22 protein-coding genes and 1 other RNA gene are annotated in these 26,346 nt (G+C 72.5%); 2 read left to right on the top strand and 21 right to left on the bottom strand.

What is annotated here, in order from left to right; translation table 11 throughout:
• Nucleotides 1-117: 117 nt before the first annotated feature.
• The 6 genes from ABZ457_RS07800 to ABZ457_RS07825 all read right to left on the bottom strand — a co-directional run bounded on the left by ABZ457_RS07800 (nt 118) and on the right by ABZ457_RS07825 (nt 6,183).
• On the bottom strand, nt 118-1,821 hold the full coding sequence (locus ABZ457_RS07800) for a beta-N-acetylhexosaminidase (RefSeq protein ID WP_359155050.1): 1,704 nt from the start codon (nt 1,819-1,821) through the stop codon (nt 118-120).
• 9 nt (nt 1,822-1,830) lie between these two features.
• The gene (locus ABZ457_RS07805) at nt 1,831-2,727 is read right to left on the bottom strand and encodes a carbohydrate ABC transporter permease (RefSeq protein WP_359155052.1); all 897 of its coding nucleotides are present in this window, start codon (nt 2,725-2,727) and stop codon (nt 1,831-1,833) included.
• Nucleotides 2,724-3,704 (bottom strand): sugar ABC transporter permease, encoded by a 981-nt coding sequence (locus tag ABZ457_RS07810; protein WP_359155054.1) that lies wholly within the window; start codon nt 3,702-3,704, stop codon nt 2,724-2,726. The genes ABZ457_RS07805 and ABZ457_RS07810 overlap by 4 nt, the downstream gene beginning before the upstream one ends.
• A gap of 4 nt (nt 3,705-3,708) precedes the next feature.
• Entirely contained in the window at nt 3,709-5,007 is a 1,299-nt protein-coding gene (locus ABZ457_RS07815) for an extracellular solute-binding protein (protein ID WP_359155056.1), read from the bottom strand.
• Nucleotides 5,008-5,263: 256 nt separating this feature from the next.
• Nucleotides 5,264-5,548, bottom strand: a complete 285-nt coding sequence (locus ABZ457_RS07820) for a DUF3039 domain-containing protein (RefSeq protein WP_359155058.1) — start codon at nt 5,546-5,548, stop codon at nt 5,264-5,266.
• 74 nt (nt 5,549-5,622) lie between these two features.
• The gene (locus ABZ457_RS07825) at nt 5,623-6,183 is read right to left on the bottom strand and encodes a YqgE/AlgH family protein (RefSeq protein WP_018846323.1); all 561 of its coding nucleotides are present in this window, start codon (nt 6,181-6,183) and stop codon (nt 5,623-5,625) included.
• A gap of 290 nt (nt 6,184-6,473) precedes the next feature.
• Between ABZ457_RS07825 and murA the strand changes: the two genes are divergently transcribed.
• Nucleotides 6,474-7,814, top strand: a complete 1,341-nt coding sequence (gene murA, locus ABZ457_RS07830; RefSeq protein WP_018846322.1) for a UDP-N-acetylglucosamine 1-carboxyvinyltransferase — start codon at nt 6,474-6,476, stop codon at nt 7,812-7,814.
• 270 nt (nt 7,815-8,084) lie between these two features.
• Here murA and ABZ457_RS07835 read toward each other — a convergent pair whose 3' ends face one another.
• The 9 genes from ABZ457_RS07835 to ABZ457_RS07875 form a co-directional block, all read right to left on the bottom strand.
• Nucleotides 8,085-8,366, bottom strand: coding sequence for an HU family DNA-binding protein (locus tag ABZ457_RS07835; RefSeq protein WP_004571953.1), 282 nt, complete (start codon nt 8,364-8,366; stop codon nt 8,085-8,087).
• Between the two features lie 324 nt (nt 8,367-8,690).
• A complete protein-coding gene (locus ABZ457_RS07840) occupies nt 8,691-10,124 on the bottom strand; it encodes an NAD-dependent malic enzyme (protein WP_359155061.1) in 1,434 nt (477 codons plus the stop codon).
• Between the two features lie 392 nt (nt 10,125-10,516).
• Nucleotides 10,517-12,913, bottom strand: a complete 2,397-nt coding sequence (locus ABZ457_RS07845; protein ID WP_359155154.1) for a UvrD-helicase domain-containing protein — start codon at nt 12,911-12,913, stop codon at nt 10,517-10,519.
• A gap of 255 nt (nt 12,914-13,168) precedes the next feature.
• The gene (locus ABZ457_RS07850) at nt 13,169-14,005 is read right to left on the bottom strand and encodes a zf-HC2 domain-containing protein (RefSeq protein ID WP_359155063.1); all 837 of its coding nucleotides are present in this window, start codon (nt 14,003-14,005) and stop codon (nt 13,169-13,171) included.
• On the bottom strand, nt 14,002-14,589 hold the full coding sequence (locus ABZ457_RS07855; RefSeq protein WP_359155065.1) for a sigma-70 family RNA polymerase sigma factor: 588 nt from the start codon (nt 14,587-14,589) through the stop codon (nt 14,002-14,004). The genes ABZ457_RS07850 and ABZ457_RS07855 overlap by 4 nt, the downstream gene beginning before the upstream one ends.
• A gap of 100 nt (nt 14,590-14,689) precedes the next feature.
• Nucleotides 14,690-15,421, bottom strand: coding sequence for an ABATE domain-containing protein (locus ABZ457_RS07860; protein ID WP_359155067.1), 732 nt, complete (start codon nt 15,419-15,421; stop codon nt 14,690-14,692).
• A gap of 177 nt (nt 15,422-15,598) precedes the next feature.
• Nucleotides 15,599-16,747, bottom strand: coding sequence for a uroporphyrinogen-III synthase (locus ABZ457_RS07865; RefSeq protein WP_359155156.1), 1,149 nt, complete (start codon nt 16,745-16,747; stop codon nt 15,599-15,601).
• 204 nt (nt 16,748-16,951) lie between these two features.
• A complete protein-coding gene (locus ABZ457_RS07870; RefSeq protein WP_359155069.1) occupies nt 16,952-18,325 on the bottom strand; it encodes a nitrate/nitrite transporter in 1,374 nt (457 codons plus the stop codon).
• Between the two features lie 199 nt (nt 18,326-18,524).
• Nucleotides 18,525-19,487 carry a LysR family transcriptional regulator gene (locus tag ABZ457_RS07875; RefSeq protein ID WP_359155071.1) on the bottom strand — a complete coding sequence of 321 codons (963 nt, stop codon included), beginning with the start codon at nt 19,485-19,487 and terminating at the stop codon, nt 18,525-18,527.
• A gap of 83 nt (nt 19,488-19,570) precedes the next feature.
• Here ABZ457_RS07875 and ABZ457_RS07880 point away from each other — a divergent pair, with 83 nt between their 5' ends.
• Entirely contained in the window at nt 19,571-20,947 is a 1,377-nt protein-coding gene (locus ABZ457_RS07880) for an MFS transporter (protein ID WP_359155073.1), read from the top strand.
• 95 nt (nt 20,948-21,042) lie between these two features.
• Here ABZ457_RS07880 and ABZ457_RS07885 read toward each other — a convergent pair whose 3' ends face one another.
• The 6 genes from ABZ457_RS07885 to ftsE all read right to left on the bottom strand — a co-directional run bounded on the left by ABZ457_RS07885 (nt 21,043) and on the right by ftsE (nt 26,260).
• Entirely contained in the window at nt 21,043-22,128 is a 1,086-nt protein-coding gene (locus ABZ457_RS07885) for a class I SAM-dependent methyltransferase (protein ID WP_359155075.1), read from the bottom strand.
• Between the two features lie 262 nt (nt 22,129-22,390).
• Nucleotides 22,391-22,785, bottom strand: a transfer-messenger RNA (tmRNA) gene (ssrA, locus tag ABZ457_RS07890).
• A 100-nt stretch (nt 22,786-22,885) separates the two neighbouring features.
• Nucleotides 22,886-23,365 (bottom strand): SsrA-binding protein SmpB, encoded by a 480-nt coding sequence (gene smpB / locus ABZ457_RS07895; RefSeq protein ID WP_018846312.1) that lies wholly within the window; start codon nt 23,363-23,365, stop codon nt 22,886-22,888.
• Between the two features lie 18 nt (nt 23,366-23,383).
• Nucleotides 23,384-24,553, bottom strand: coding sequence for a S41 family peptidase (locus tag ABZ457_RS07900; RefSeq protein ID WP_359155078.1), 1,170 nt, complete (start codon nt 24,551-24,553; stop codon nt 23,384-23,386).
• Between the two features lie 67 nt (nt 24,554-24,620).
• Nucleotides 24,621-25,538 (bottom strand): permease-like cell division protein FtsX, encoded by a 918-nt coding sequence (gene ftsX, locus ABZ457_RS07905; RefSeq protein WP_359155080.1) that lies wholly within the window; start codon nt 25,536-25,538, stop codon nt 24,621-24,623.
• 32 nt (nt 25,539-25,570) lie between these two features.
• Entirely contained in the window at nt 25,571-26,260 is a 690-nt protein-coding gene (gene ftsE / locus ABZ457_RS07910; protein ID WP_018846309.1) for a cell division ATP-binding protein FtsE, read from the bottom strand.
• Nucleotides 26,261-26,346 lie beyond the last annotated feature (86 nt).

The following is a 26,346-nucleotide window of genomic DNA, read 5'->3' on the forward strand; positions in this document are numbered from 1 at the left end:
GATTTCGCACGTGGGGACGCCGGTTCACCCGCGGGACGCCCCGGCCCACCGGGAAGACCCGGCGGACCGGGAGGGGGTCCGGCCCACCGGGAGGACCGGGCGGGGCGGGGCCGCCCGTCAGCCCTCCGGCGGCAGTCCCTCCAACGGGCGCCCCTGGACGCCCGGGCGGCGCTGCCACGGGTGCGGGCCGCCCGGCGGCCGGTAGCCGACACCGAGGGCGTCCAGCCGCGCGTAGTGGGCGTTCATCCGCTCCTCGAAGGCCGTGAAGTCCCGTTCCCCGGGCGGCGGGAGGGGCGACCAGGCGACCTCCGCGAACGCGGCCAGCCGCGGGAAGACCTGGTAGTCCACGCGCGAGCGGTCCTGCATCACCTCGGTCCACACATTCGCCTGGGTGCCGAGCACATGGGCCGCCGCCCCGGCCGACAGCCCCGGCGGAACGGGCTCGAAGCGGTAGACGTCCTCCAGGGTGCGCACATGGGCGATCGGCATGGGCTCGTCCTCGCCGGGCGCCTGGCGGTAGTCCAGATAGACGTGCTGCTCCGGGCACATGACCACGTCGTGGCCCGCCTCGGCGGCGGCGATCCCGCCCCGGTAGCCGCGCCAGGAGGAGACGGCCGCCCCGGGGGCGAGGCCGCCCTCCAGGATCTCGTCCCAGCCGATGAGCCGGCGGCCCCGGTCGGCGAGCCAGCGGTCGAAGTGCCGGATGAACCACGCCTGGAGGGCGTCCTCGCCGGGGAGGCCGAGCTCCTTCATCCGGGCCTGCGCGGCGGCCGAGGCGCGCCACTGGTCCTTGGGGCACTCGTCGCCGCCGATGTGCACGAACTCCGAGGGGAAGAGCTCCAGCAGCTCCTCCAGCACGCCCTCGTAGAAGCGCAGGGTGTCCTCGGTGGGGGCGAGGACGTTCCGGTTGACGCCCCAGTCGTCCCAGACGCCGAGCGCCGTGGTGTCCACCACATCGGTGTTGCCGAGTTCGGGGTAGGCGGCGATGGCGGCCTGCGAGTGGCCGGGGAGGTCGATCTCGGGGACGACGGTGATGTGCCGGTCGGCCGCGTAGGCGACGATCTCGCGGAGGTCGTCCCGGGTGTAGAAGCCGCCGTGCGGGGTGTCGCTCCACAGGTCGGACAGCCGGTGGCCGTGCTTGGTGCGCGGACGCCAGGAACCGACCTCGGTCAGCCGCGGGTAGCGGGTGATCTCGACGCGCCAGCCCTGGTCGTCGGTGAGGTGGAGGTGGAGGACGTTGAGCTTGTGCGCGGCCATCAGGTCGAGCTGGCGGAGCACGTCCTCCTTCGGCATGAAGTGGCGGGCCACGTCCAGCATCAGCCCGCGCCAGCCGAACCGCGGCGCGTCCTCGACGGTCCGCTCCACGAGGCCGTACGCGGCCACGGGGTCGATCCGGGCGCGCCGGAAGGCGGCCGGGCCCAGGAGTTGACGCAGGGTCTGGGCGCCCCAGAAGACGCCCGCGGGCCCGCCGCCGCGGATCTCGACGCCGTCGGCGCGGATGCCGAGCCGGTACGCCTCGGGGGCCAGGCGGTCGTCGGTGAGGAGGGTCAGCGCGTTGGGCGCGCCGGCCGGTCCGGGGGCGAGCGGCAGCCCGAGGGCCGGGCCGAGGGTGGCGCGCAGCCAGTGTCCGGTCCGCTCGGTGCCGGGTCCGGTGTGCAGGGTGGTGCGCTCGTCGGGCGTGAACGCGCCCGCGCCGGCGGCCCCGAGGCGCACGGGCGCGGGGACGAGACCGGCGCCGGGAGCGGGGCCGGGTACGGGTACGGGTACGGGTACGGGTACGGGTACGGGTACGGGTACGGGTACGGGGAGAGGGTCGGGCATCAGGGGTCCTCAGTCCTTCACCGCGCCGCCGAGGCCGGAGACCAGGCGGCGCTGTACGAGTACGAAGAAGACGAGCACGGGCACGGTCATCACGGTGGAGCCCGCCATGATGCCGCCCCAGTCGTTCTCGTCCGGCTTGAAGAAGACGAGCAGCGCCATCGGCAGCGTCGACTGGGAGGTGTCGCTGATGATGAACGACTTGGCGAACAGGAAATCGTTCCAGGTGGAGATGAACGAGAACACACTCGTCGCCACGAGTCCCGGGAACACCAGCGGGAAGAGGATCTGCCACAGGAACCGGGTGCGGCTCGCGCCGTCGATGTACGCGGCCTCCTCCAGCGCCTCGGGGACCGCTTTCACGAATCCGCGCAGCATCCAGATGGCGAACGGCAGTGAGAACGCGATGTGCGGAAGAATCAGCGAGCCGAGGGTGTTGAGCTGGCCCGCGTCGCGCATCAGGAAGAACAGCGGAATGGTCAGCGCCTCGATCGGGACCATCTGCGCGACGAGGAACATGATGAGCAGGGTGGTGCGGAAACGGAACCGGAACCGGGTGACCGCCGTGGCCGCGAGAAAGGCGATCAGGGCGGAGGCGAGGACCACACTCACCGCGACCACCGTGCTGTTGAGGAAATAGCGCCCGAATTCCTCCTGCTGGAAGACCCGGCGGAAGGAGTCGAGGGTGGGTGCGAGGGTCCACGGCCGGGGCTCGGTGGACTGGATCTCCCCGGCCGGCTTGAAGGCGGAGAGGACCATCCAGTAGAGCGGGAAGGCCACGACCAGGGCGATCAGCAGGGCGGCGGCCTCGGCGGCGAGCCGCCAGGGGCGGCGGACGCGGAACCGGCGGGCGAGGCCACGGGCGGGAGCGGGGCGCGCGGCGGCGGGTGGCGCGGGGACGGTGCTCATATCTCTTCTCCCTGGCGTCGCAGCAGCCGCAGGTACACCAGGGTGACCGCGAGCAGAATCAGCAGCATCACCACGCCGATGGCCGAACCGAGGCTGTACTGCGAGGAGGCGAACGCCTTCTGGTACGCGTACACATTGAGGACCAGGTTCTGCCCGGCGATTCCGCCGCCGTTCGTCATGACGTAGATCTGGGTGAAGACCTTGAAGTCCCAGATGATCGACTGGATCGTCACCACCACGAGAATGGGCCGGAGCATCGGCGCGGTGACGGAACGCCAGATACGCCACTGCGAGGCCCCGTCCAGTGACGCGGCCTCCAGCACTTCCCCGGGAATCGCCTTGATGCCCGCGTAGACGGTCACCATGACGAACGGGAAGGAGCACCAGACGACTTCGAAGAGGACCAGGGCGAAGGCGCTCATGCGCCCGTACGTCCAGGAGAAGTCGCCCAGTCCGAGAACCTTGTTGACCGGTCCGAAATCGGGGTCGAAGAGGAACACCCAGACCGTGGAGCCGGTGATCGCCGGGGTCGCCCAGGCGCCGAGGGCGGCCAGCATCAGGGCCAGTCGGGGCAGGGCGCGGACCCGGGTGAGCAGGACGGCGAGCGAGCAGCCGACCGCGAGGGTGGCGACGACGCAGGCGGCCGCGAAGAGGACGGTCGCCAGCAGCACCTGCCAGAACTGGCTGTCGGCGAAGAGGGTGCGGTAGTTGCCCAGCCCCTGGAAGCTGGTCGGTTCACCGCCGCTGACCTGGGCCTGGGTGTACTCCAGGAAGGAGATCAGGCCGAGCTGGTAGATCGGGTAGACCAGTAGTCCGGCGAGGACCACCAGGGCGGGGGCGAGATAGAGCCAGGGGGTCCGGCGCCCCCGGCCGGACCGCCGCCCGGCCGGGGTGCGCCGCCGCGAGGGTCCGCCGGGCGCGCTCTTGGTGACCGCCGCCGCGGGGGCCGCGGCGGCGGTCGTGGTGTCGTGCGCCATGGGCTCAGCCCGCTTCGGCGAAGGCGGTGTCCATCTTGTCGGCCGCGTCGCCGGCCGCCGCCGCCACGTCCTTCTTGCCGCTGACGATCTCCTGGAACATCGTGGGCAGCACGAGGGAGGCGTCGATCTGGCCCCAGGCGGGCGAGACGGGCACGAACTTGGCCCCGGCGCCCAGGGTCTCGATGAAGGGCCCGACGAACGGCTGCTTCTTCGCGGCCTGCTCGCGGACGTCGGTGTAGGTGGGCAGGAAGCCCATCGCGTCGAACAGCTTGCCCTGGGTCTCCTTGCCGGCCAGCCGCTTCAGCAGGTCGACGGCGAGGGTGCGGTGCCCGGTGCTGCGCAGCACGCCGAGGTTGTTGCCGCCGGCGAAGGCGGGGGCGATCTCGCCCTCCTTCGCGCCGGGCAGCGGGACGACGGCGTACTTGCCCTTCACGGAGCCCGCTTCGACGGCCTGGTGGCTGAAGTCGCCGCCGATGGCCATGGCCGCCTTGCCGGAGGCGAAGGCGGTGACGGTCGCGTTGCCGCCCATGGAGGCGCACTTGGCGGCGGGGCAGTTGTCGTCGCCGAAGAGGGAGGTGTAGGTCTCGATGCCCGCGCGGGCGGCGGGGCTGTCGACGGCGGCGGTGTGCTTCCCGCCCTTCTCCTCGGCGAGTTCGCCGCCCTTCGCCCAGATGAACGGCATCGCGCCGTAGGTGTAGGCGCCGCCGACGGCGAGGCCGTACAGCTCCGGCTTCGCCTTGCGGATCTTCTTGGCGGTGGCGACCAGTTCGTCCTGGGTGCGCGGCGGCTCGATGCCCAGCTCGTCGAAGACGTCGGTGCGGTAGTAGAGGGCGCGCACGCCGACGAAGAAGGGGGCGCCGTAGACCTTGCCGCCGACGGTGACGGACTGCCGGGCGGTGGGGTCGGTGTCGCGGGCCTGGTCCCAGGCGTCGAACTCGGCGGTGACGTCGGCGAGTCCGCCGTCCTTGACGTAGCCGGCGGTGTCGGTGTTGCCGTACTCGATGAGGTCCGGGGCGCTCCGGGGGTCGTTGAACGCGGCCTTGATGCGCTGGGCGCGGGTCTCGACGGGTATGTACTCGATCTGTACGCGGGCGCCGTCGTTGGCCTTCTCGAAGGCGGCCACCGCCTCGTCGACGACCTTCTCCTTGGGCTTGTTGTTGACCTCCTGGAAGAGCCAGACGCGCAGGGTGCCGCTCTTATCGTCCTGCCCGGCGCTGTTGTCGGAGGTCTGGGGGGCGCAGGCCGTGAGGCCGGCCAGGGCGAGTGCCGCGACGGGGGCGGCGAGTTTGGCGATGAGCTTCATGCGTGGACCCCTACGAAGAAGCGTTGCAACATGCGCAACGAGCGTTTCGTACTGCACAACACGCAGGAGGCTAGAGCGGGCCGCCCGGCCGGGACAAGAGGTCTCAACCACTCTGTGACCGGCGGACGCAGCCCGTGCAACGCGCGCCGGCAGGAACGCCGGTACGGGGGCCGGGCACACGAACGGCCCCCGGGGCGCGCCGTGGAGCGCGCCCCGGGGGCCGTGGAGCCGAGCCGGTCGGGTGGCGGTGCGGGGACTACTTCTTGTCGCCGTCCTTGCCCTTGTCCCCGCCGGAGCCCATCGAGTCGTAGATCTCCTTGCACATCGGACAGACCGGGTACTTCTTGGGGTCGCGCCCCGGCACCCAGACCTTGCCGCACAGGGCGACGACGGGAGTGCCGTCGAGGGCACTCGCCATGATCTTGTCCTTCTGGACGTAATGGGCGAAGCGCTCGTGGTCGCCGTCGCCGTGCGACGTCTGCGGCGTCGGTTCTACGAGGGTCCCGGTGCCTGTCCCGCGCTCGGGCTCAAGAGTGCTCATGGGCTCCAAGGGTACCCACGTGGGGAGCCGTACGGGAGCGCCCTCGGGGAGCGGGGCCGCCGGGTCGGCGGCGGTCAGTTCAGACTGGGGTCGTCCGGATAGGTCGCGAACATCGCCAGTTCGCTCCGCTGCCGCCGCAGCACCGCCCGCCACAGGCCCTCGGGACGCGGCGAGGAGACGTCCCCGGGCTCGGAGTCGACCACGTACCAGGCCCCGTCCTCCAGCTCGGTCTCCAGCTGGCCCGGCCCCCAGCCCGCGTACCCGGCGAAGATCCGCAGCGAGCCGAGCGCGGAGCCCAGCAGCTCCGGCGGGGCCTCCAGGTCCACCAGGCCGATCGCGCCGTGGACGCGCCGCCAGCCGAGCGGCCCCTCGTCCCCGGGGATCACCGCGACGCCGAGCGCGGAGTCCAGCGAGACCGGGCCGCCCTGGAAGACCACCCCGGGCTCCCCGGCGAGGGCGGCCCACGCCTCCAGGATGTCCACCACGCCGACCGGGGTGGGCCGGTTGAGGACGACGCCGAGGGACCCCTCGTCGTCGTGGTCGAGCAGCAGGACCACCGCGCGGTCGAAGTTCGGGTCCGCGAGGGCGGGAGTGGCGACGAGCAGCCGCCCTGTGAGCGAGGACACCTCGGTCATGCGAGACATGATCCCGCATATTCGCCGTCCGCGGGGGCAGTAGCGACGATGCGTGCCCGCCCGCAGGTCGCGGCGCGCCCGGCGCGCGCCACCGGCACCACGGGGGCGGCGAGCGCCGGTGACCGTGCGCGAGAGACCGCCGACGGTACGTGTTGTGCCGAATTCATTACGTCCCCGGGGGCCCCTCACCCATACAGGGCAGGGCCTTCCGCCCCTTACCCTTTTCTCTGGCCACCCGTCCGACCTCCCCTCCGCACCACTAGGGGGGACCCCTCCGGAACGCGAGATTCATGACCGGCACAGACGATGTACTCCTTGTCCACGGCGGCACCCCGCTCGAGGGCGAGATCCGCGTCCGCGGCGCGAAGAACCTCGTGCCCAAGGCGATGGTCGCCGCCCTGCTCGGCAGCGGCCCCAGCCGGCTGCGCAATGTGCCCGACATCCGCGACGTGCGGGTGGTCCGGGGGCTGCTCCAGCTCCACGGCGTGACCGTGCGCCCCGGCGAGGAGCCGGGCGAGCTGGTGCTCGACCCGACGCACGTCGAGAGCGCCAACGTCGCCGACATCGACGCCCACGCCGGCTCCTCGCGCATCCCGATCCTGTTCTGCGGCCCGCTGCTGCACCGGCTCGGCCACGCGTTCATCCCGGGCCTCGGCGGCTGCGACATCGGCGGCCGGCCGATCGACTTCCACTTCGACGTGCTGCGGCAGTTCGGCGCGACGATCGAGAAGCGCGCGGACGGGCAGTACCTGGAGGCCCCGCAGCGCCTGCGCGGCACCAAGATCCGCCTGCCGTACCCGTCCGTCGGCTCCACCGAGCAGGTGCTGCTGACGGCGGTGCTGGCGGAGGGCGTCACCGAGCTGACCAACGCGGCGGTCGAGCCGGAGATCGAGGACCTCATCTGCGTACTGCAGAAGATGGGCGCGATCATCTCCATGGACACCGACCGGACCATCCGGATCACCGGTGTCGACAAGCTCGGCGGCTACACCCACCGGGCCCTCCCGGACCGTCTGGAGGCCGCCTCCTGGGCGTCCGCGGCGCTGGCCACCGAGGGCGACATCTACGTCCGCGGCGCGCAGCAGCGCTCGATGATGACCTTCCTCAACACCTACCGGAAGGTCGGCGGCGCCTTCGAGATCGACGACGAGGGCATCCGCTTCTGGCACCCGGGCGGGCGCCTGGAGTCCATCGCGCTGGAGACGGACGTCCACCCCGGCTTCCAGACGGACTGGCAGCAGCCGCTGGTGGTGGCGCTGACCCAGGCGACCGGCCTGTCGATCGTGCACGAGACGGTGTACGAGTCCCGGCTCGGCTTCACCTCCGCGCTCAACCAGATGGGCGCGCACATCCAGCTGTACCGGGAGTGCCTGGGCGGCTCCGACTGCCGCTTCGGGCAGCGCAACTTCCTGCACTCGGCGGTCGTCTCCGGCCCGACCAAGCTCCAGGGCGCGGACCTGGTCATCCCCGACCTGCGCGGCGGCTTCTCGTACCTGATCGCGGCGCTGGCGGCGCAGGGCACCTCCCGGGTGCACGGCATCGACCTGATCAACCGCGGCTACGAGAACTTCATGGAGAAGCTGGAGAAGCTCGGCGCGAAGGTGGAACTCCCGGGCGGCGCGGTCGTCTGACCCGCCCGCGCCCCGAAGGCCGCCGCCGAGGCCCCCGCAGGAGTCCTGCGGGGGCCTCGGCGCGTGTGGGGGCCGTGGGGCCCCTTCGGCGGGACGGGGGTCGCGGGGGGCGCCGGGCCCTGGGCGGGGGGCCGTGGCGGGGCCGCCGGGCGTCCGGGCCAAGGCGGCCCGGGCAGGCCCCGGCGCGGCCCCGGGCGGGCCGCGGACGCACGCGAGGGCGGGCACCGGGGATGAACCCGGTGCCCGCCCTCGCTCGTCGGCCTGGCGGCCTTACTTGCCCTTGGCGGCTTCCTTGAGCTTGGAGCCCGCGGAGACCTTCACGCTGTAGCCGGCCGGGATCTGGATCGGGTCACCGGTCTGCGGGTTGCGCGCGGTGCGAGCGGCACGGTGGGTGCGCTCGAAGGTCAGGAAGCCGGGGATGGTGACCTTCTCGTCGCCCTTGGCGACGACCTCGCCGACGGTCTCGGCGAGAGCGGCCAGAACGGCGTCGGCGTCCTTGCGGGTCACCTCGGCGCGGTCGGCCAGCGCGGCCACCAGCTCACTGCGGTTCATGTTGTTACTCCCGTGTTCTTCTTGCTGTTGAGGCGTGCCACGCGGCAGGGCCGCGCTGGCACAGCTAAGCCGATGCTGCCAGGGCCCTCGGACAGTCCCCGGACCCGGGTCCGCTGTCAGACCCTCGCGCCCGAATAGGCATCCTGCCCCCACCACCGGCGGGAACGCCAATCCGGCACTCTCCTGAGTCACACGAAAAGCGCCACAGTCCCGTCGTGATGACGTTGCGTCGACTGTGCCGGGACTCCTCGGAGCGGTCGCGGGCTCATGAACCGCCACCCTAGAGGGGGGTTTGGGGTGCCATGACCCGCGACGCGCCGTATGTCAGGCGGACGTGGGGGCCGTCACAGCCGTCCCGGCGGCCTTCGCGGCCTCCCGGACGGCGCCCGCGACCGCGCCCGCCACCTTGTCGTTGAAGACGGACGGAATGATGTAGTTCGGGTTCAGCTCGTCGTCGGTGACGACGTTCGCCAGGGCCGCCGCCGCGGCGAGCATCATCGTGGTGTTGACGGTGCGGGACTGCGCGTCCAGCAGACCGCGGAACACGCCCGGGAACACCAGCACGTTGTTGATCTGGTTGGGGAAGTCGGAGCGGCCGGTGGCCACAACTGCCGCCGTCTGGCGCGCGATTGCCGGGTCGACCTCCGGGTCCGGGTTCGCGAGCGCGAAGACGATGGCGCCGTCGGCCATCGCGGCCACGTCGTCGGCGCCGAGGAGGTTGGGGGCGGAGACGCCGATGAACACGTCCGCGCCGACCACCGCCTCCTTGAGGGTGCCGGTGACGCCCTCGGGGTTGGTGTTGTCCGCGATCCAGCGCAGCGGCGAGTCGGGGGCGGCGTCGCGCAGGTCCTCGCGCTCCGCGTGCACCACCCCGTGGATGTCGGCGACGACCGCGTGCTTGACGCCCGCGGCGAGCAGCAGCTTGAGGATCGCGGTGCCGGCCGCGCCCGCGCCGGACATCACCACCCGCACGTCGGAGACCGACTTGCCCACCACGCGCAGGGCGTTGGTGAGCGCGGCGAGCACCACGATGGCGGTGCCGTGCTGGTCGTCGTGGAAGACGGGGATGTCCAGGGCTTCGCGCAGCCGGGCCTCGATCTCGAAGCAGCGGGGCGCGGAGATGTCCTCCAGGTTGATGCCCGCGAAGCCGGGGGCGATGGCCTTGACGATCTCCACGATGGCGTCGGTGTCCTGGGTGTCCAGGCAGATCGGCCAGGCGTCGATGCCGGCGAAGCGCTTGAACAGGGCCGCCTTGCCCTCCATCACGGGCAGGGCGGCCTTGGGGCCGATGTTGCCGAGGCCGAGGACGGCCGAGCCGTCCGTCACCACTGCAACGGAGTTGCGCTTGATGGTGAGGCGGCGGGCGTCCTCGGGGTTCTCGGCGATGGCCATGCAGACCCGCGCCACACCCGGGGTGTAGATCATGGAGAGGTCGTCGCGGTTGCGGATGGGGTGCTTGGACGCCATCTCGATCTTGCCGCCGAGGTGCATCAGGAACGTACGGTCGGAGACCTTGCCGAGGACGACGCCCTCGATGTCGCGCAGGCCCTCCACGATCTCGTCCGCGTGCGAGGTGGAGGTGGCCGCGATGGTGACGTCGATGCGCAGCTTCTCGTGACCGGAGGCGGTCACGTCGAGGCCGGTCACGGACCCGCCGGAGGATTCCACGGCGGTGGTGAGCTGGGAGACCGCGGTTCCGCTCGCGGGCACCTCCAGCCGGACCGTCATCGAGTACGAGACGCTGGGCGCCGTTGCCATGACCGGGTTCCTCTGCTTTCCCTAGCTTCGTTGCTACGCGGCGCCGGGACCACGACCCGGGCGGCGCCCTCCGATGGTGACACCTACCTGCGAGTAGCAGGTAATACGGTCATTGAGTTTTCGGAAACAGTTTTCCACCATACGAGAAGTTGCCGGGAAACAGAAGAGGTCCGGGTCACCGGGGTGACCCGGACCTCTGTCCGGAACGTTGAATGACACCGACCCGCCATGCTCGCCTCGCGGCAAGTGGTCGCTCGAAGCGACGAAGGTTGGGCCCGGGGGCTTGGATCGGGCCGGTGCCACACCCAGGCTAACGCACCACCCGCAGAAGTGATTCCCCTCCGGTGAGTTGACTCGCCGGAGGGGACCCGAAGGGCTCCCGGCGGGGCGGGTCAGTCCCTCAGCAGGTCCGGCACACCCTCCCGGTCCGGCTGGTCGCGGCGGTCCGAGACCACGGTGAGCTGCTGCGTCGCCCGGGTGAGCGCCACGTACAGCACCCGCAGACCGGCCGGGGACTCGTCGGCGATCTCGGCCGGGGAGACGACCACGGTCGCGTCGTACTCCAGTCCCTTGGCCTCCAGCGAGCCGAGGGCGACGACCCGCTCCCCCAGCCCGGACAGCCAGCGCGCGGCCTGCTCCCGGCGCCGCATGGCGACGACCACGCCCACCGTGCCGTCCACCTCGGCCAGCAGCCGTTCCGCCTCGGCCCGGACCGTGTCCCCGAGGTCCCCGGCGCCGCCCCGGCCGTCCCCGCCGCCCTGCCCGTCTCCGGCCCCCTCCGGCACCACGGCGAACCGCGGCCGCAGCCCGGTGGAGCGGACCGCCTTCGGGGACTCCATCCCGGGCATGGCGAGGGCGAGGACCTTCGCCGCCAGCTCCGCGACCTCGGCCGGGTTGCGGTAGTTGACCGTCAGCTCGAAGCGGCGGCGCGGGCGCGAGCCCAGCGCCTCCTCCCGGGCCTCGGCCGCCTCGTCCGGCGCGGACCAGGACGACTGGGCCGGGTCGCCGACGACCGTCCAGGTGGCGTGGCGTCCCCGGCGGCCGACCATCCGCCACTGCATGGGGGTCAGGTCCTGGGCCTCGTCGACGATGACGTGCGCGTACTCCGTGCGCTCCGCCGCCAGCCGCTCGGCGCGCTCGCGCTGGGACTCCTCGCGCTGGGGCATCAGCTCCTCCAGCCCGGTGAGCTGATCCAGCGGGTCCAGCTCCCGCTTGCGGCGGCGCGGGCGGGCCGGGGCGCCCAGCAGGGTGGCCAGTTCGTCCAGCAGGGCCACGTCGTGCACGGAGAGGGCGTCGCGGCGCAGGGAGCGGGCGAGTCTGCGGACCTCACCGGGGTTGAGGACGCGGCGGGCCCAGCGGCCGAGCCGGCGCTCGTCCGCCATGGCCGCCAGCACCCCGCGCGGGGTGAGTTCCGGCCACCAGGCGTCCAGGAAGCCGGTGAAGGCGTCCTCGGAGGTGACGTCCTCGTCGAAGGAGGACCGCAGTTCGGCCGCCAGCTCGGGATCGGTGTGCCGGCCGGCCGCCCCGGACTTGGCGTACAGGGCGTCCAGCAGCAGCCGTCGGGCGCGGGGGCGGAGCAGGTTGACCGGGGTGGTGCCGCCGAGGGCGGTGTTCCGGATGCGCCGCAGCTCGTCCGCCGCCAGCTCCAGGCGGCGCCCGAAGGCGACCACCCGCAGCCGCTCCGGGGTCCCGGCCGGGCCGGCGCTCTCCTCGCCGAGGGCGAGCTGCCCCTCCGCCTCCCCCGGCGCGGCGCCGGGCAGCTCCAGGGCCCCGCGCGCCGCCTTGCGCAGCACCTTGACCATCCGGGAGGAGCCCTTGATCCGGGCCACGGCCGGTTCGTCGTACGCGGTGGCCTCCGCGCCGTCCACCAGGGAGCCGAGGGCCCGGATCGCGACCTGGCCCTCCTCGCCCAGGGAGGGCAGCACACCCTCGGTGTAGGCGACGAGCAGCGGGGTCGGGGAGACGATCAGGATGCCGCCCGCGTAGCGCCGCCGGTCCTTGTAGAGGAGGTAGGCGGCCCGGTGCAGGGCCACGGCGGTCTTGCCGGTGCCCGGCCCGCCCTCCACCAGGGTCACGGAGGCGGCGGGGGCCCGGATGACCAGGTCCTGTTCGGCCTGGATGGAGGCGACGATGTCCCGCATGGAGTGGCTGCGGGCCTGCCCGAGGGCGGCCATCAGGGCGCCGTCGCCGACCACGGGCAGCGCCTCGCCACCCAGGTAAGCGGTCAGCTCGGGGCGCATCAGGTCGTCCTCGACGCCGAGGACCTTGCGCCCCCGGGAGCGGATCACACGCCGGCGCACCACCCGGCCGGGGTCGACCGGGGTGGACCGGTAGAAGGGCGCGGCGGCCGGGGCGCGCCAGTCGATGACCAGCGGCGCGTAGTCGGAGTCCAGGACGCCGATCCGGCCGATGTGCAGGGTCTCCCCGATGTCGGCGGTGCCGTCCGGGCGCAGGGCGTCGTCGGCGGGCTCGACGGAGGTGTAGGCGCCGTCCGGGCCCCTGACGCCGTCCTTGCCGTCGAGGAGGTCGATCCGGCCGAAGAGGAAGTCCTCGAACTCGTTGTTGAGGCGGTTGAGGTGGATGCCCGCGCGGAAGACCTGCGCGTCCCGCTCGGCGAGGGCGCCGGGGGTGCCGACCTGGCCCCGCCGGGCGGCGTCGTTCATCAGGAACTCCGCCTCGTGGATCTTCTCCTCCAGCCGCCGGTAGACCCGGTCCAGATGGACCTGTTCCCCGGCGATCTCCCGGTCGCGCACCGAATCGGCGGCGGACGGGACCGGCGGAGCGGTCACCTGGTAGACAACGGAATCAGCGGCATCCTGCGCGGCCACCGGGCCCCCTTCTGACGTGCACTGGGCAGCCGTCAACCGTACGCCACGGGGGTGGACATTGCACCTGTACCGGGCCGGGAAACCGCGAGGCGCGCCCGGCGGGCCGGCGGCCCCGGGCCGGGTAACCACGACGCGGGCCGGGACAGCGGTGCGTCCCGGCCCGGTACAGCACTGTGCCCCGGCCCGCGCGTGCGGCCGGTCCCGGATCCGGGGTGCCTACGCGTCGACCTCCACCAGGCGCTGTCCGTCGAAGGTGCGAACCTCGAAGCGGTCGATGTCCTCGCGGTTCATGGCGGAGCCGCCGTGCACGTACAGCGGGCTCTTCGCCGACTTCTCGGGGCTGTCGGGGATGCCGTACCCCCACTTGGGGACCGCCCAGGAGGTGACGACCTCCTCCTCGCCCGTCTTGGAGACCGCGACCAGGCTGCACTTCAGCGGGCCCCGGACGTTCTTCAGCTCCAGGACCGTGTGGGTGCCCCAGCCCTTCTTCTCCATGCCGACGACCGCGCTGACCTTCGTCGTCGCGTCGGTGGCCTGCACCTTCTCGTCCATGTGGTGGAAGAAGGCGTCCTCGGCGGGGCTGGTCGGGTGCGGGTCGGCGGCCTGGGTGGTGCCGCCGCCGTCGTCGGAGGTGGCGACGACCGCGACCGCGGGGCCGGCGATGATCAGGGCCGCCGCGGCGGCGATCACGTACATCCCGCGGCGGCGCTTGGCCGCGCGCTTGGCCGCCACCTCGTTCAGCAGGCCGCCCAGGACCCGGGGGCTCGGTGAGGTGGGCACCACGGGCGCGGGGCGCGGGGGCGGGAAGTCGGCCGCGCCGGGCAGGCTGTAGAGGTTCTGCGGCGGCGCCGGGGCGGGGGCGTCGGCCAGCATCGCCAGCATCGGCTCCATCCCGGAGAACTCGTCCAGGTGGTGGGCGCAGATGTCGCAGCCCGCCAGATGCGCCTCGAAGGCGGAGGCGTCCGATTCGTCGAGCACGCCGAGCACATACGCACCGACCGCGTCGTGCACGGACTCCTGTTCATAGGATTCGTACCGCTCGTACCCGTTCATGCCGATACCCCCCTCTCCTCCAGTGCGAGCTTCATGGAACGCAGTGCGTAGAACACACGGGACCGCACGGTCCCGCTGGGTATGCCGAGCGTTTCGGCCGCCTCATTGACCGTACGCCCCTTGAAATACGTCTCGACCAGTACTTCCCGGTGTGCGGGCGTCAAATCGTCGAGCGCATCCGAGAGCGTCATCAGCCACAACGCCTTGTCGATCTCGTCCTCCGCGGGCATGACCTCGAGCGGCGACGGGTCGACCTCCTGCGGCCGGGCCTGCCGGCTGCGGTGGCCGTCGATGACGATGCGCCGGGCGACCGTCACCAGCCAGGGTCGGACAGAGCCGGTGGCCTGATTGAGCCGGCCGGCGTTCTTCCAGGCACGGATGAGCGTCTCCTGCACGACGTCCTCCGCGCGCTGGCGGTCGCCGGCGACGAGACGGAGTACGTAGGCGAGCAACGGTCCGGCGTGTTCGCGGTAGAGCGCACGCATCAACTCCTCGTCGGGGACGGAGGTGTCGATGCGTGGCTGTTCCGCGCGATGGCGGGCCCGTTGCGGACGGTCATCGGCCACGGCGGCATCCTTGCGCACCTGAACCTCCCGGTCGAGACCCTGATCTGGACGGCTGACTGCTTGTCCCTCTCATCTACGGGTCCGGCCGGAGGATCACTCAACGCGAGCACGGGAAAGTTCAAGATCTTTTACGGGAGGGGGCGGCGGCCGCCGGAGGGGTGGTCGCGCGGCGGCGGTGGCGGGCCACCCGCTCGCGGTTGCCGCACACCTCGCTGGAGCACCAGCGGCGCCGCCGCCCGCGCGAGGTGTCCAGGTACACCCGGGCGCACCCCTCCCCGGCGCAACGGCGCAGCCGGGCCCGGCCGACGGGGTCGGTGAGCAGTTCCACGGCGTCCCGCGCGACGGCGGCGAGCAGGGTCTCCCGGGTGGGCGCGGCGCTCAGCGCCCGGACGAGCGCGCCGTGTCCGTCGGGCACGGCGCGGATGCGGGGTGGCGGGCCCTGGGCGAGGGCGTTGACGGTCTCCAGCGCGCTCTCCACACAGCGCCCTTCGAGGGCGGCGGTCACCAACTGGTCCACGGATCGCCGCAGTTCGACGAAGGCACCGGTCCAGTCCGGGCCGAGGGCGGGCAGCCGGGTGCCGGGCGGGACCAGCCCGGCGCCGAGCAGCCACCGGGCCAACGCGCCCGGTTCGGCGAGGGGTTCGGGGGCGGGCGGGGCACCGGGGGCGGCCGCGGTGGGGACCGGCGCGGGAGGGGCCAGCACGGGAGGGGTCGGCGCGGGAGGGGTCGGCGCGGTGGCGAGGAGGTCGAGGCAGACGCGTCCGGAGTCGAACCGCCACCGGGCACCGGACTTGGTGGGCGGGGCGCCGCCCTCACCGCGCTCACCGCGCTCACCGGTACCGGACGTCATGTTCCTGTCACCGCCTGAGTCGGGTCGCCGCCGGGTCTCCCCTTCAGGGTGCCTCCCCCGCGCCACCCCCGGAACCCCTCGTACGGCCACGTACGCGCGGCACGGCCACGTACGCGCGGGCCGGACCGGACCGGGCCGGGCCCGCTGCCCGAGGCCGGACCGCGCCGGGCGTACGGCTCAGGCGCTCGCGTCGTACTTGGCGTCCGCCGCCGGGTCCAGGGCCAGCCGGTAGCCGCGCTTGACCACGGTCTGGACGAGCTTGGGCGCGCCCAGCGCCGTCCGCAGCCGGGCCATCGCGGTCTCGACGGCGTGCTCGTCGCGGCCGGAACCGGGCAGCGCACGCAGCAGCTCGGCCCGGGAGACGACCCAGCCGGGACGCTCGGAGAGGGCCCGCAGCAGCGCCATGCCCGCCGGGGGCACCGGCCTCAGCTCGTCGTCGACCAGGACCGCGTGCCCGCGGATCTCCACCCGCCGGCCCGCCACCGGCAGCGCCCGCGCCCGGGCGGGCAGTTCCGCGCCGAGCAGCTGCACGAGCGGGCCGAGGCGGAAGCGTTCCGGCTGGACCGTGTTCACGCCCGCGGCCTGGAGCGGCAGCGCGGTGACCGGCCCGACGCACGCGGCGAGTACCTGGTGGTCGAGCACGCGCACCAGCTCCGCCAGCTTCCCCTGGGACTCGGCCCGGGAGAGGAGGGACGCGGCGGCCGGGGCGCTGGTGAAGGTCACCGCGTCCAGGGCCCGTCCGAGCACCTGGTCCAGCAGGCGGTCCAGCGGACCGATGTCCTCCGGCGGCATCCAGCGGTAGACGGGGACGAGGACCACCTCCGCGCCCCCGGCCCGCAGGGACTCCACAAAGCCGGGCAGCGGTTCCCCGTGCAGCTGGAGGGCGATCCGCCGGCCCGCGACGCCCTCCTCCAGCAGCCGGTCCAGGACCTCGGCCATCGACTCGGAGGCCGGCGACCACTCCTCGGTCAGGCCCGCCGCCCGGATCGCGCCCTTCACCTTGGGCCCCCGGGCGAGGAGTTCGACCCCGCGCAGCCGGTCGAGCAGGGCCTCGCCCACCCCCCAGCCGTCCGCCGCCTCCACCCAGCCGCGGAAGCCGATCGCGGTGGTCGCGACGACGACGTCCGGCACCCGGTCGATGATCTCCTTGGTGGCGGCGAGGAGTTCGGTGTCGTCCGCGAGCGGCACGATGCGCAGCGCGGGCGCGTGCAGCACCGCCGCGCCGCGCCGCCGGAGCAGCGCGCCGAGCTCGTCGGCCCGCCGGGCGGCGGTGACGCCGACGGTGAAGCCCGCGAGCGGGCCGTGCGGTTGGCCGTGGTCGTGCATCTCGGTCGTCCCCACTGGAGGTACTCCACCCGGATCGCCCTCGGGGCCGGCCGGTCCGTCGGCGGACCGGCCGGCCCCGAGGTGCGCTGAACTGGCCGCCGAGCCTGTCAAAGGCGCGTGACGGGCCCGGATCGGCGGTATTTCCCGGTTGTTACGCGGTGTGGCGGGCGTGTTGCCCGCCGGTGCGCCCGTGTGCGGTCCCGGTCAGACCCGGGCGTAGGCGGGCTCCGTCTCCGGCGCGCCGAGCGGCTCGTCCCCGGTGTCCGCCAGCGCTGCGGCGGGTGCGGCGGCCGGCCGGCGAAGGTATACCGCCCAGGTCACCACGGAGCAGAGGGCGTAGAAGGCGAGGAAGGAGACGAAGGCGGCCGTCCCGGTGCCCGCGGTGAGGAAGGACTGCCGGAACGCGAGGTTGATGGCGAGGCCCCCGACCGCGCCGATCGCCCCGATGAACCCCATCGCGGCCCCGGAGAGCCGGCGCCCGTACGCGGCGGCCGCCTCGCCCGTCATGCCCCGGGCCAGCGCCTTGTTCTGGAAGATGCCGGGGATCATCTTGTACGTCGAGCCGTTGCCGAGGCCGGTCAGCACGAACAGGGCGATGAAGCCGACGAGGAAGACGGGCAGCGACTCGGCCAGCGAGGCGGCGATCACCACACCGGTCGCGGCGGCCATGGCGAGGAAGTTCCCGAGGGTGATCCGGGCGCCGCCGAAGCGGTCGGCGAGCAGCCCGCCGACGGGCCGGATCAGGGAGCCGAGCAGCGGGCCGATGACGGTGAGCGACGCGGCCTGGAGCGGTGTCCGGCCGAACTGGGTCTGCAGGACCAGGCCGAAGGCGAAGCTGTAGCCGATGAACGAGCCGAAGGTGCCGATGTAGAGCAGCGCCATGATCCAGGTGTGCCCGTCCCGGATGGCCTCCTTGGCGGCGCCGGTGTCGTTGCGGACGGGGGCGAGGTTGTCCATCCACAGCGCCGAGCAGAGCGCGGCGACGACGATCAGCGGCAGGTAGACGCCGAGCACCAGCCGGGGGTGCGCGGCCCCCGCCGTGCCGATGACCAGCAGGGCGACGAGCTGGATCACGGGGACACCGATGTTGCCGCCGCCCGCGTTGAGGCCGAGGGCCCAGCCCTTCTTCCGCAGCGGGAAGAAGGCGTTGATGTTGGTCATGGAGGAGGCGAAGTTGCCGCCGCCGACCCCGGTGAGCGCGGCGACCAGCAGGAAGGTGGCGTAGGAGGTGCCGGGTTCCATCACGGTCCAGGCCGCCACGGTGGGCAGCAGGAGCAGCAGGGCGCTGAAGACCGTCCAGTTCCGGCCGCCGAAGCGGGCGACGGCGAAGGTGTACGGCACCCGGATCACGGCGCCGACCAGGGTCGCGGTGGCTATCAGGAAGAACTTCCCGGCGGGGTCGATGCCGTACTCGGGCCCCATGAACAGGACCATCACGGACCAGAGGCTCCAGATCGAGAAGCCGATGTGTTCGCTCAGTACGGAGAAGGCGAGGTTGCGGCGGGCGATCCGCTCGCCCTTCGCCTCCCAGAACGCCTCGTCCTCGGGGTCCCAGTGCTCGATCCAACGGCCTGCCATCGCGTGCCTCCACCTGTGCATCTGCGTGTCCGTGTGTCCGGTCGTGGGAGGGACGCTAGGGACGGCGCGTTTCGGCCCCGGTGGCCACAGGTGACCGGTGCGGAACGTTGCTCTCACGGGCGGCGGGGCCCGGCGGTGAGGGCCCGGCCCCTTCCCGCGCGCCGGGTCAGGCGCGCGCCCCCGAGCCTACCCCGCCGCGTCACCCGCCCGCCATCACCGCCCGGTCGGTGTCCGGCAGCCACGCGCCCGGCGGCTCCGCGAGCCAGCCCTCCGCCGCCGCCAGCTCGCCCGCGGCGGCCCGCAGCGCGTCCAGTGCCGGGTGGCGCAGCCCCTTCCGCCAGACCAGGGACACCGGCGACAGCGGCACCGGGTCGCTCAGCGGGCGCAGCACGGCACCCGGCATCGGCGGGAAGTCCACGACGGCCAGGACCGGATGCCGGCTCCGGGCCATGATCCGCCGGAACTCCTCGGCGCCGACCGCCATCGGCGAGGGCGGCGACAGCTCGATACCGCGGCCCGCGAAGAGCAGCGCCGCGTACTCCGTCCACTCCCGGGTGCGCGGATTGCCCGCCCCGGCGTAGACCCGCTCGCCCGCGAGCGCGCCCAGCGGCACGGTCTCCCGCGCGGCGAGGGGATGGTCCTCGGGCAGCAGCACCGCCATCGGCTCCAGCCGGACGGGCTGATGGCCCAGCAGGGCGCGGACCTCGGGGGCGAGCCCGGCGACCCGGCCGAAGGAGACGTCGATCCGCCCGGCGAGGATCTCCGCCGCCGCGCCGGACAGCCCGCTCTCGTAGCGGGCCATCAGCTCGCAGTCGGGGGCCAGTTCGCGCGCCCGGTCCAGGACCCGGCCGGAGATCAGGCCGGGCGAGTTGAGGTCGACGAGCAGGGGCCGGGCGCTCCCGTCGGCCGCGGCGAGCAGATCGTCCTGGGCGGCCAGCACCCGCCGCGCGTACGGCAGCAGGCGTTCGCCGTCCGGGGTCAGGGTCACCTGGCGGGTGGTCCGTACGAAGAGTTCCGTGCCCAGCTCCCGTTCCAGCCTGCGGATGTCCCGGCTCAGCGCCTGCTGGGCGACGAAGAGACGCGCGGCGGCGCGGGTGAAGTGGAGTTCGTCCGCGACGGCGGTGAAGGCGCGCAGCAGCCGGGGGTCCAGGTCTCGGGGCACGGTGCATTCAACAACACAGGTGCGTGAATGGCCACCGACCAGGTGTTGGACCGTCCCGGCCGGGTGCGGCCAGGGTAGGGGGCATGCCGCAGACCACCCGGCCCGCAGGGGCCCGCTCCGTCCTGCCCGCGATCACCCCCGGCCACCCCGCCTTCGTCCCCCGCCACACCCCCGACGGCCCGCCGTCCCGGGGCGGCACGCTGCGCGGCCCCCTGCACCGGCCACCCCGCAGACCGCCCCGGCGGCCACCGCGCCGTACCTGGCTCCTCGCGCGGCGGGGTGGCGGCCGCACCCGGCCTCCCGGCCCGTACGCCCGTCTCTTCACGATCCCCGGGACCCGCGCCTTCACCGCGGGGAACCTGATGGCCCGCCTGCCGATGGGCATGTTCGGCGTCGGCGCGATCCTGATGATCGCCGGCACCCGGGGGTCGTACGCGCTGGCCGGGGCGGTCACCGCGACCGGTCTCGCGGCCACCGCGGTGGTCGCGCCGTGGACGGCCCGGCTGGTCGACCGGTACGGGCAGGCGCGGGTCGCCGTGCCCGCGACCGTACTGGCGGTCCTCGGTCATCTCACCCTGGTGCTCTGCGTGCGCGCGGACGCCCCGGCCTGGACCCTGTTCGCCGCGTACGCCGCGACCGCGACCTGCCCCAACACCGGCGGTATGTCCCGGGCCCGCTGGGCGCATCTGCTGCGCGACGACCCGGCGGCCCGGCACACGGCGAACGCCTTCGAGCAGGCCGTCGACGAGCTGTGCTTCATGCTCGGCCCGGTCCTCGCCGCGCTGCTCTGCTCGGCGCTCTTCCCGGAGGCGGGCACCCTGGCTGCGTCCCTGCTGCTGCTGACGGGCGTGCTGCTGTTCACGGCCCAGCGCTCCACGCAGCCGCCGGTCTCGCGCACCGCACCCGGCCCCGCGCCACTGCGGGCACCGGGGATGCGGCCGCTACTGGTGGTGTTCCTGGCGACCGGCGCGGTCTTCGGGTCGATGGAGGTGGTCACCCTCGCGTACGTCGACGGCCCGGCGGGCGGCGCGGTGCTCGCCCTCCAGGCGGCCGGCTCCTGCGCGGCGGGGCTGGTGTACGGGCGGGTGCGGCGCGCCGCCGGGCTGACCGGCTGCCTCGCCGCGATGACCGCCCTGATGGCCCTGCCCCTGCTGGCCGCGGCCGGGACGGGCACGGTGTGGGCCCTGGCCCCGGCCCTGCTGCTGGCGGGTATGGCGACGGCCCCGACGATGGTGACGGGCATGACGGAGATCCAGCGCCTCACCCCGGCGGGCCGCGCCAACGAGGGGATGACCCTGGCGGTGACCGCCCTGCTCGGCGGTATCGCGGCGGGCTCGGCCTCCGGCGGCTGGGTGGTGGAGCACCTGGGCGCGGCGACCGGCTACACCGTCCCGGTCACGGCGGCGGCCCTGGCCCTGACGGCGGCGGCGGCCACGGCCGGGACCCGGCGGGCGGGGTGAGCGGCGCACGGGCTGCGCAGCCCGTCTCCGAGCTGCGGGCGGGCTGAGCGGTAGGCGGGGTGAGCGGTAGGCGGGGTGAGCGGTAGGCGGGCTGCTCAGGGACGGGCCTCGAAGACCAGGTTGAACGGTGTCTCCATGGCGCGGCGGAACCGGCTGAATCCCGCCTCCTCGGCAACCTCGCGCAGCCGCTTCTCCCCGGCCTGGGCGCCGAGGCAGGCGGCCACGTCCTGGGCCATCGACGACGGGGTGCAGATCACCGTGGACGCCGCGTAGTAGACCCGGCCCACCGGGTTGAGGTTGTCCGCGAGGGCGTCGTTGGCGAACGGCTCCACCAGCATGACCGTCCCGTCCTCGGCGAGCGTCTCGCGGGTGTGCCGCATGGCTCCCACGGGGTCGCCCATGTCGTGCAGGCAGTCGAAGAAGCAGACGAGGTCGTACCCCTGGCCCGGGAAGTCCGCCGCCGACGCCCGGGCGAAGGCGGTGTTGCCCGCCACCCCTTCGTCGGCCGCGAGCGCGGTCGCCCGGTCCACCGACGCCTGGTGGTAGTCGAAGCCGTGGAAGGTGGACGCCGGGTAGGCCGCCGCCATCAGGACGGTGGAGACCCCGTGGCCGCAGCCGATGTCCGCCGCCGTGGCACCGGCGGTCAGTTTCTCCTGGACACCGTCGAGGGCGGGAATCCACTCGGCGACGAGGCCCGCCCGGTATCCCGGCCGGAAGAACTGCTCGGTACCGAGGAAGAGTTCCGGGTCGTGCTCGTCCCATCCGAACCCGTGCCCTTCCCGCAGGGCCCGGGCGAGCCGTTCCCGGTCGCGGTAGAGCGACGACACGATGTGGTAGCCGCCGACCACGTAGGCGGGGCTGTTCTCGTCCGCGAAGACGAACGCCTGCTCGGGCGAGAGCGTGAAGGTGTCGTCCGCCGCGTCGTACTCGACATAGCCGCTCGCCGCCTGGGCGGCGAGCCACTGCCCGACACAGGGTGCGGGCAGCTCTGTGCGCTCCGCGAGGCCGTCCGCCGTCGTCGGGCCCGCGCCGGCGAGAGCGGACCACAGCCCGAGGTCTGCCCCGAGCTGGACGAGTACGCCGTTCATCGCGGCGCCGATATCGGTGACGGCCTGTCCGAGAAGCTCGTTCAACTGCTGTTCGTCGACAACGGACCGGTTGCCGTGCGCTGTCGCCGTCACAGGAACCGCCTCCTCATGAGGCTGGGGTGATCGTGGCCCCCGAGACAGATTCCATGCTATCCACCCGATATCGGGACAAGAACAAACGAGCCGCAAAGAAGGCCGCGACGGCGTCCGTCGTGCCGGAGCCGGGAATTCTCCGGTTCTCCGGTTCTTCGGAGATGACGGAGGCGGACATGACGAAGGCCCGCCGGTCGGAACCGGCGGGCCTTCGCCCACATGGGATACGGGGTGGCCGGGCGCTCGCGCCCCCGGACCCCATCGGTGGAGATGGCGGGAATCGAACCCGCGTCCAACGGTGCGGAAACAGGGCTTCTCCGTGTGCAGTCCGCTGCGATTTTCTCAGCCCCGGAGATCACGCGGACAAGTCTCCGACGGGCTCAGTCACTGTTTGGTTTCCCTCTCGACCCCGTGACCGGGCCTAGAGGTTTAGTTCCCTGGTTGACGCCAGGATCCGGGTCGGGAACACCCCCGGGCTGACGCTCCATGAGTGAAGGTTCGTCTCTACTGCTTATCAGGCAGCGAGGGCGAAGGCTTCGGAGTTATCGCGCTTGGTGTTGGCGATTATTGGTTGCGACATATGGTTAACGAGATCATTGCCGCTTCCTCGACACGCTTCCCCTGCTTCGACAGCCGCTGTCGAAACCGATCATCCCCATGTTGAGTTGACAAACCCCTGTCGCCAGGAGCGATGCCATCGTACGTGACCAACGCACGACGATGCCAGCGTATTCCGCCGGGGCGCGGCCCCGGGCGGTCAGGCGCGCTGCTTGCGGCGGGCCGCCGAGATCGCCCGGTCCGTCTCGCGGCGGTCCTGCTTCTCCCGCAGGGTCTGCCGCTTGTCGTACTCCTTCTTGCCCTTGGCCAGCGCGATCTCGACCTTGGCCCGGCCGTCCTTGAAGTACAGCGCCAGGGGCACGATCGTGTGACCGGTCTCCTGGGACTTGGACTCCAGCTTGTCGATCTCCTCGCGGTGCAGCAGCAGCTTCCGCCGGCGCCGCGCGCTGTGGTTGGTCCAGGTGCCCTGGCTGTACTCGGGGACGTGCACATTGTGCAGCCACGCCTCGCCGCCGTCGATCTGCACGAAGCCGTCCGCCAGCGACGCCCGCCCCTGGCGCAGCGACTTCACCTCGGTGCCGGTCAGCACGAGACCGCACTCGTAGGTGTCGATGATGAGGTAGTCGTGCCGCGCCTTCTTGTTCTGCGCGATCAGCTTGCGCCCTTTTTCCTTTGCCATAGTGCGGTCATTTTCGCACTAGGAGGCACCCCTGAGGCCACCCAATACCGACCGGGCCCGCCGCTCGGCGCCCTCGGAGGCGGGCAGGTCCGGTGCGATGCCCCGGCCGTCGACATGGTGCCCGGCGGGGGTGCGGTAGTGGCCGACGGTCAGCTCGGCCACCGAACCGCCCGGCAGCTCGCTGGGCATCTGGACCGAGCCCTTGCCGAAGGTGCGGCTGCCGACGGTGACCGCGCGGCCCCGGTCCTTCAGGGCGCCCGCGACCAGCTCGGCCGCGCTCATGGTGCCGCCGTCGACCAGGGCGACCAGGGGCCGGCCGGTGTCGCCGCCGGGCTGGGCGTACAGCGCCCGCTGCTCGCCCCGGACGTCGTAGGTGGCGACCAGGCCGCCGTCCAGGAAGGCGGAGGCGGCACTCACGGCCTCGGAGACCAGCCCGCCCGCGTTGCCCCGCAGGTCGAGGAGGACGCCCGCGCCCTCCGGGGCCCCGCGCACGGCCCGGCGGACCCGCTCGCCGGAGCCCTTGGTGAAGGCCTCGACCTTGATCAGCACGGTGTCCCCGTCGAGCCGGCGGACCCGCACCGACTCGGTGGTCACCAGGGTCCGGGTGAGCCGCTCGGTCCACTTCCGGCCGTCCCGCTGGAGCCCCAGCTCCACCGCGGTGCCCTCGGCGCCGCGCAGCAGGGCCACGACCTCGGTGACGGGCCGGCGGGCCACGTCCACGCCGTCGACGGTCCGCAGCCCGTCACCGGCGCGGACACCCGCCCGGTCGGCGGGGCCGCCCTCCCGCACCTGGGAGACCTCAAGGCGTCCGTCGCCGGTGCGGCGGGCGCCCAGGCCGACACCGGAGTACTCGCCGTCGAGGGCGCTCTCGAACTCCTCGTACTCCCGGCGGTCGTAGACGGCCCCCCAGCGGTCGCCGCTGCGGCTGACGAACTGCTCGGCGGCGGCGGTCCCGGACTTCCCGTCCGCCATCGCCTCGGCCGCGGCCCGGGCCACGTCCTCGCGGTCGACGGTGGCCGCCGCGGCGCGCGCCTCCAGCGGGCGCGGGGGGTCCTCCGCCTCGTCCCGGGGCAGGGCCCCGGTGGCCGCCGCGGTGGCGAGCACGGTCGCGAAGACCAGGGTCAGGGCCGCCCCGCGGCGGATGCCGTGGGGCCGGGGACACGGATCGGGACGATCAGGACCTGACATGGCGACGAGTCTAGGACAAGCGAAGGGCGCCGTACGGACGTTGACCGTACGGCGCCCGGGGCGCATGTCACACCTTCAGGTACTTGCGCAATGCGATGAAAGCGGCAACGGCGGGCATCAGCAGACCGATCGCGAGGACCAGTGGCAGCTTGGTGAGGACCGCGTCCCAGCCGATGAAGTCGACCAGCTGCATCTTGTCGGCGAGCGCCAGCCCGTTGTCGATCAGGAAGTACCGCCCGACCAGCAGCATCACACAGGCGACCGCGCCGCCCAGCAGGCCCGCGACGGCGGCCTCCGCGATGAACGGCGTCTGGATGTAGAAGCTGGACGCGCCCACCAGCCGCATGATCCCGGTCTCCCGCCGCCTGCTGAACGCCGACACCCGCACGGTGTTGACGATCAGCATCATCGCGATGACCAGCATCAGGCCCATCACGCACAGGGCGGCGATCCGCATGCCGTTCATCAGCCCGAACAGGTTCTGCAGGATGTCCCGTTGGTCCTGGACCGAGTGCACACCGTCCCGGCCGGCGAACGCGGTGGCGACCACGCTGTACTTCTCCGGGTCCTTCAGCTTGACCCGGAACGACTCCTGCATCTGGTCCGGCGTGATCGTCGAGGCGATCGGGGTGTCGCCGTACTGCTCCTTGTAGTGCTTGTACGCCTGCTCCGCCGACTCGTGCTGGACGGTCTCGACCAGGTTCATGGCCTTCAGATCGGACTCGATCTGCTTCTTCTGCGCGGCGGTGACGGCACCCTTGGCGCACTGGGGCGAGGTGGACGCGTCGTTCTTGTTGCAGAGGAAGATGGAGACGTTGACCTTGTCGTACCAGAAGTCCTTCATCGTGTTGACCTGCTCACGCATGAGCAGGGCACCGCCGAAGAGGGCCAGCGACAGGGCGACGGAGATGACGACCGCGAAGGTCATCGTGAGATTGCGACGGAGACCGACACCGATCTCCGACATGACGAACTGGGCGCGCATGGCGTGCTTTCAGCCTTTCAGTCTGTCCGGGCTCAGTGCTGGTAGCCGTAGACGCCGCGGGCCTGGTCACGCACGAGTCGGCCCTTCTCCAGCTCGATGACGCGCTTGCGCATCTGGTCGACGATGTTCTGGTCGTGGGTCGCCATCACGACCGTCGTCCCGGTGCGGTTGATCCGGTCGAGCAGCTTCATGATGCCGACCGAGGTCTGCGGGTCGAGGTTGCCGGTGGGCTCGTCGGCGATGAGCAGCATCGGGCGGTTCACGAAGGCGCGGGCGATGGCCACGCGCTGCTGCTCACCACCGGACAGCTCGCCGGGCATCCGGTCCTCCTTGCCGCCGAGGCCGACCAGGTCGAGGACCTGGGGCACGGCCTTGCGGATCTCACCGCGCGGCTTGCCGATGACCTCCTGGGCGAAGGCCACGTTCTCCGCGACGGTCTTGTTCGGCAGCAGCCGGAAGTCCTGGAAGACGGTGCCCAGCTGGCGGCGCATGTGCGGCACCTTCCAGTTGGAGAGCCGCGCGAGGTCCTTGCCGAGGACGTGGACCATGCCCTGGCTGGCGCGCTCCTCGCGGAGCAGCAGCCGCAGGAAGGTCGACTTGCCGGAACCCGACGACCCCACGAGGAAGACGAACTCGCCCTTCTCGACTTCGAGGGAGACATCACGCAGGGCAGGTCGGTTCTGCTTGGGATAGGTCTTCGAGACGTTGTCGAATCGGATCACGGGTGCACCACGGGTCGCCGGGAGTAGGTGAGCGTGACCATACGCGAACCCGCGTCGGCCGCGCAGTCACGGTCCCGGCTTGACCG

Origin of the sequence: Streptomyces sp. NPDC005805 (assembly GCF_040630445.1) — a bacterium.
Classification (GTDB): domain Bacteria; phylum Actinomycetota; class Actinomycetes; order Streptomycetales; family Streptomycetaceae; genus Streptomyces.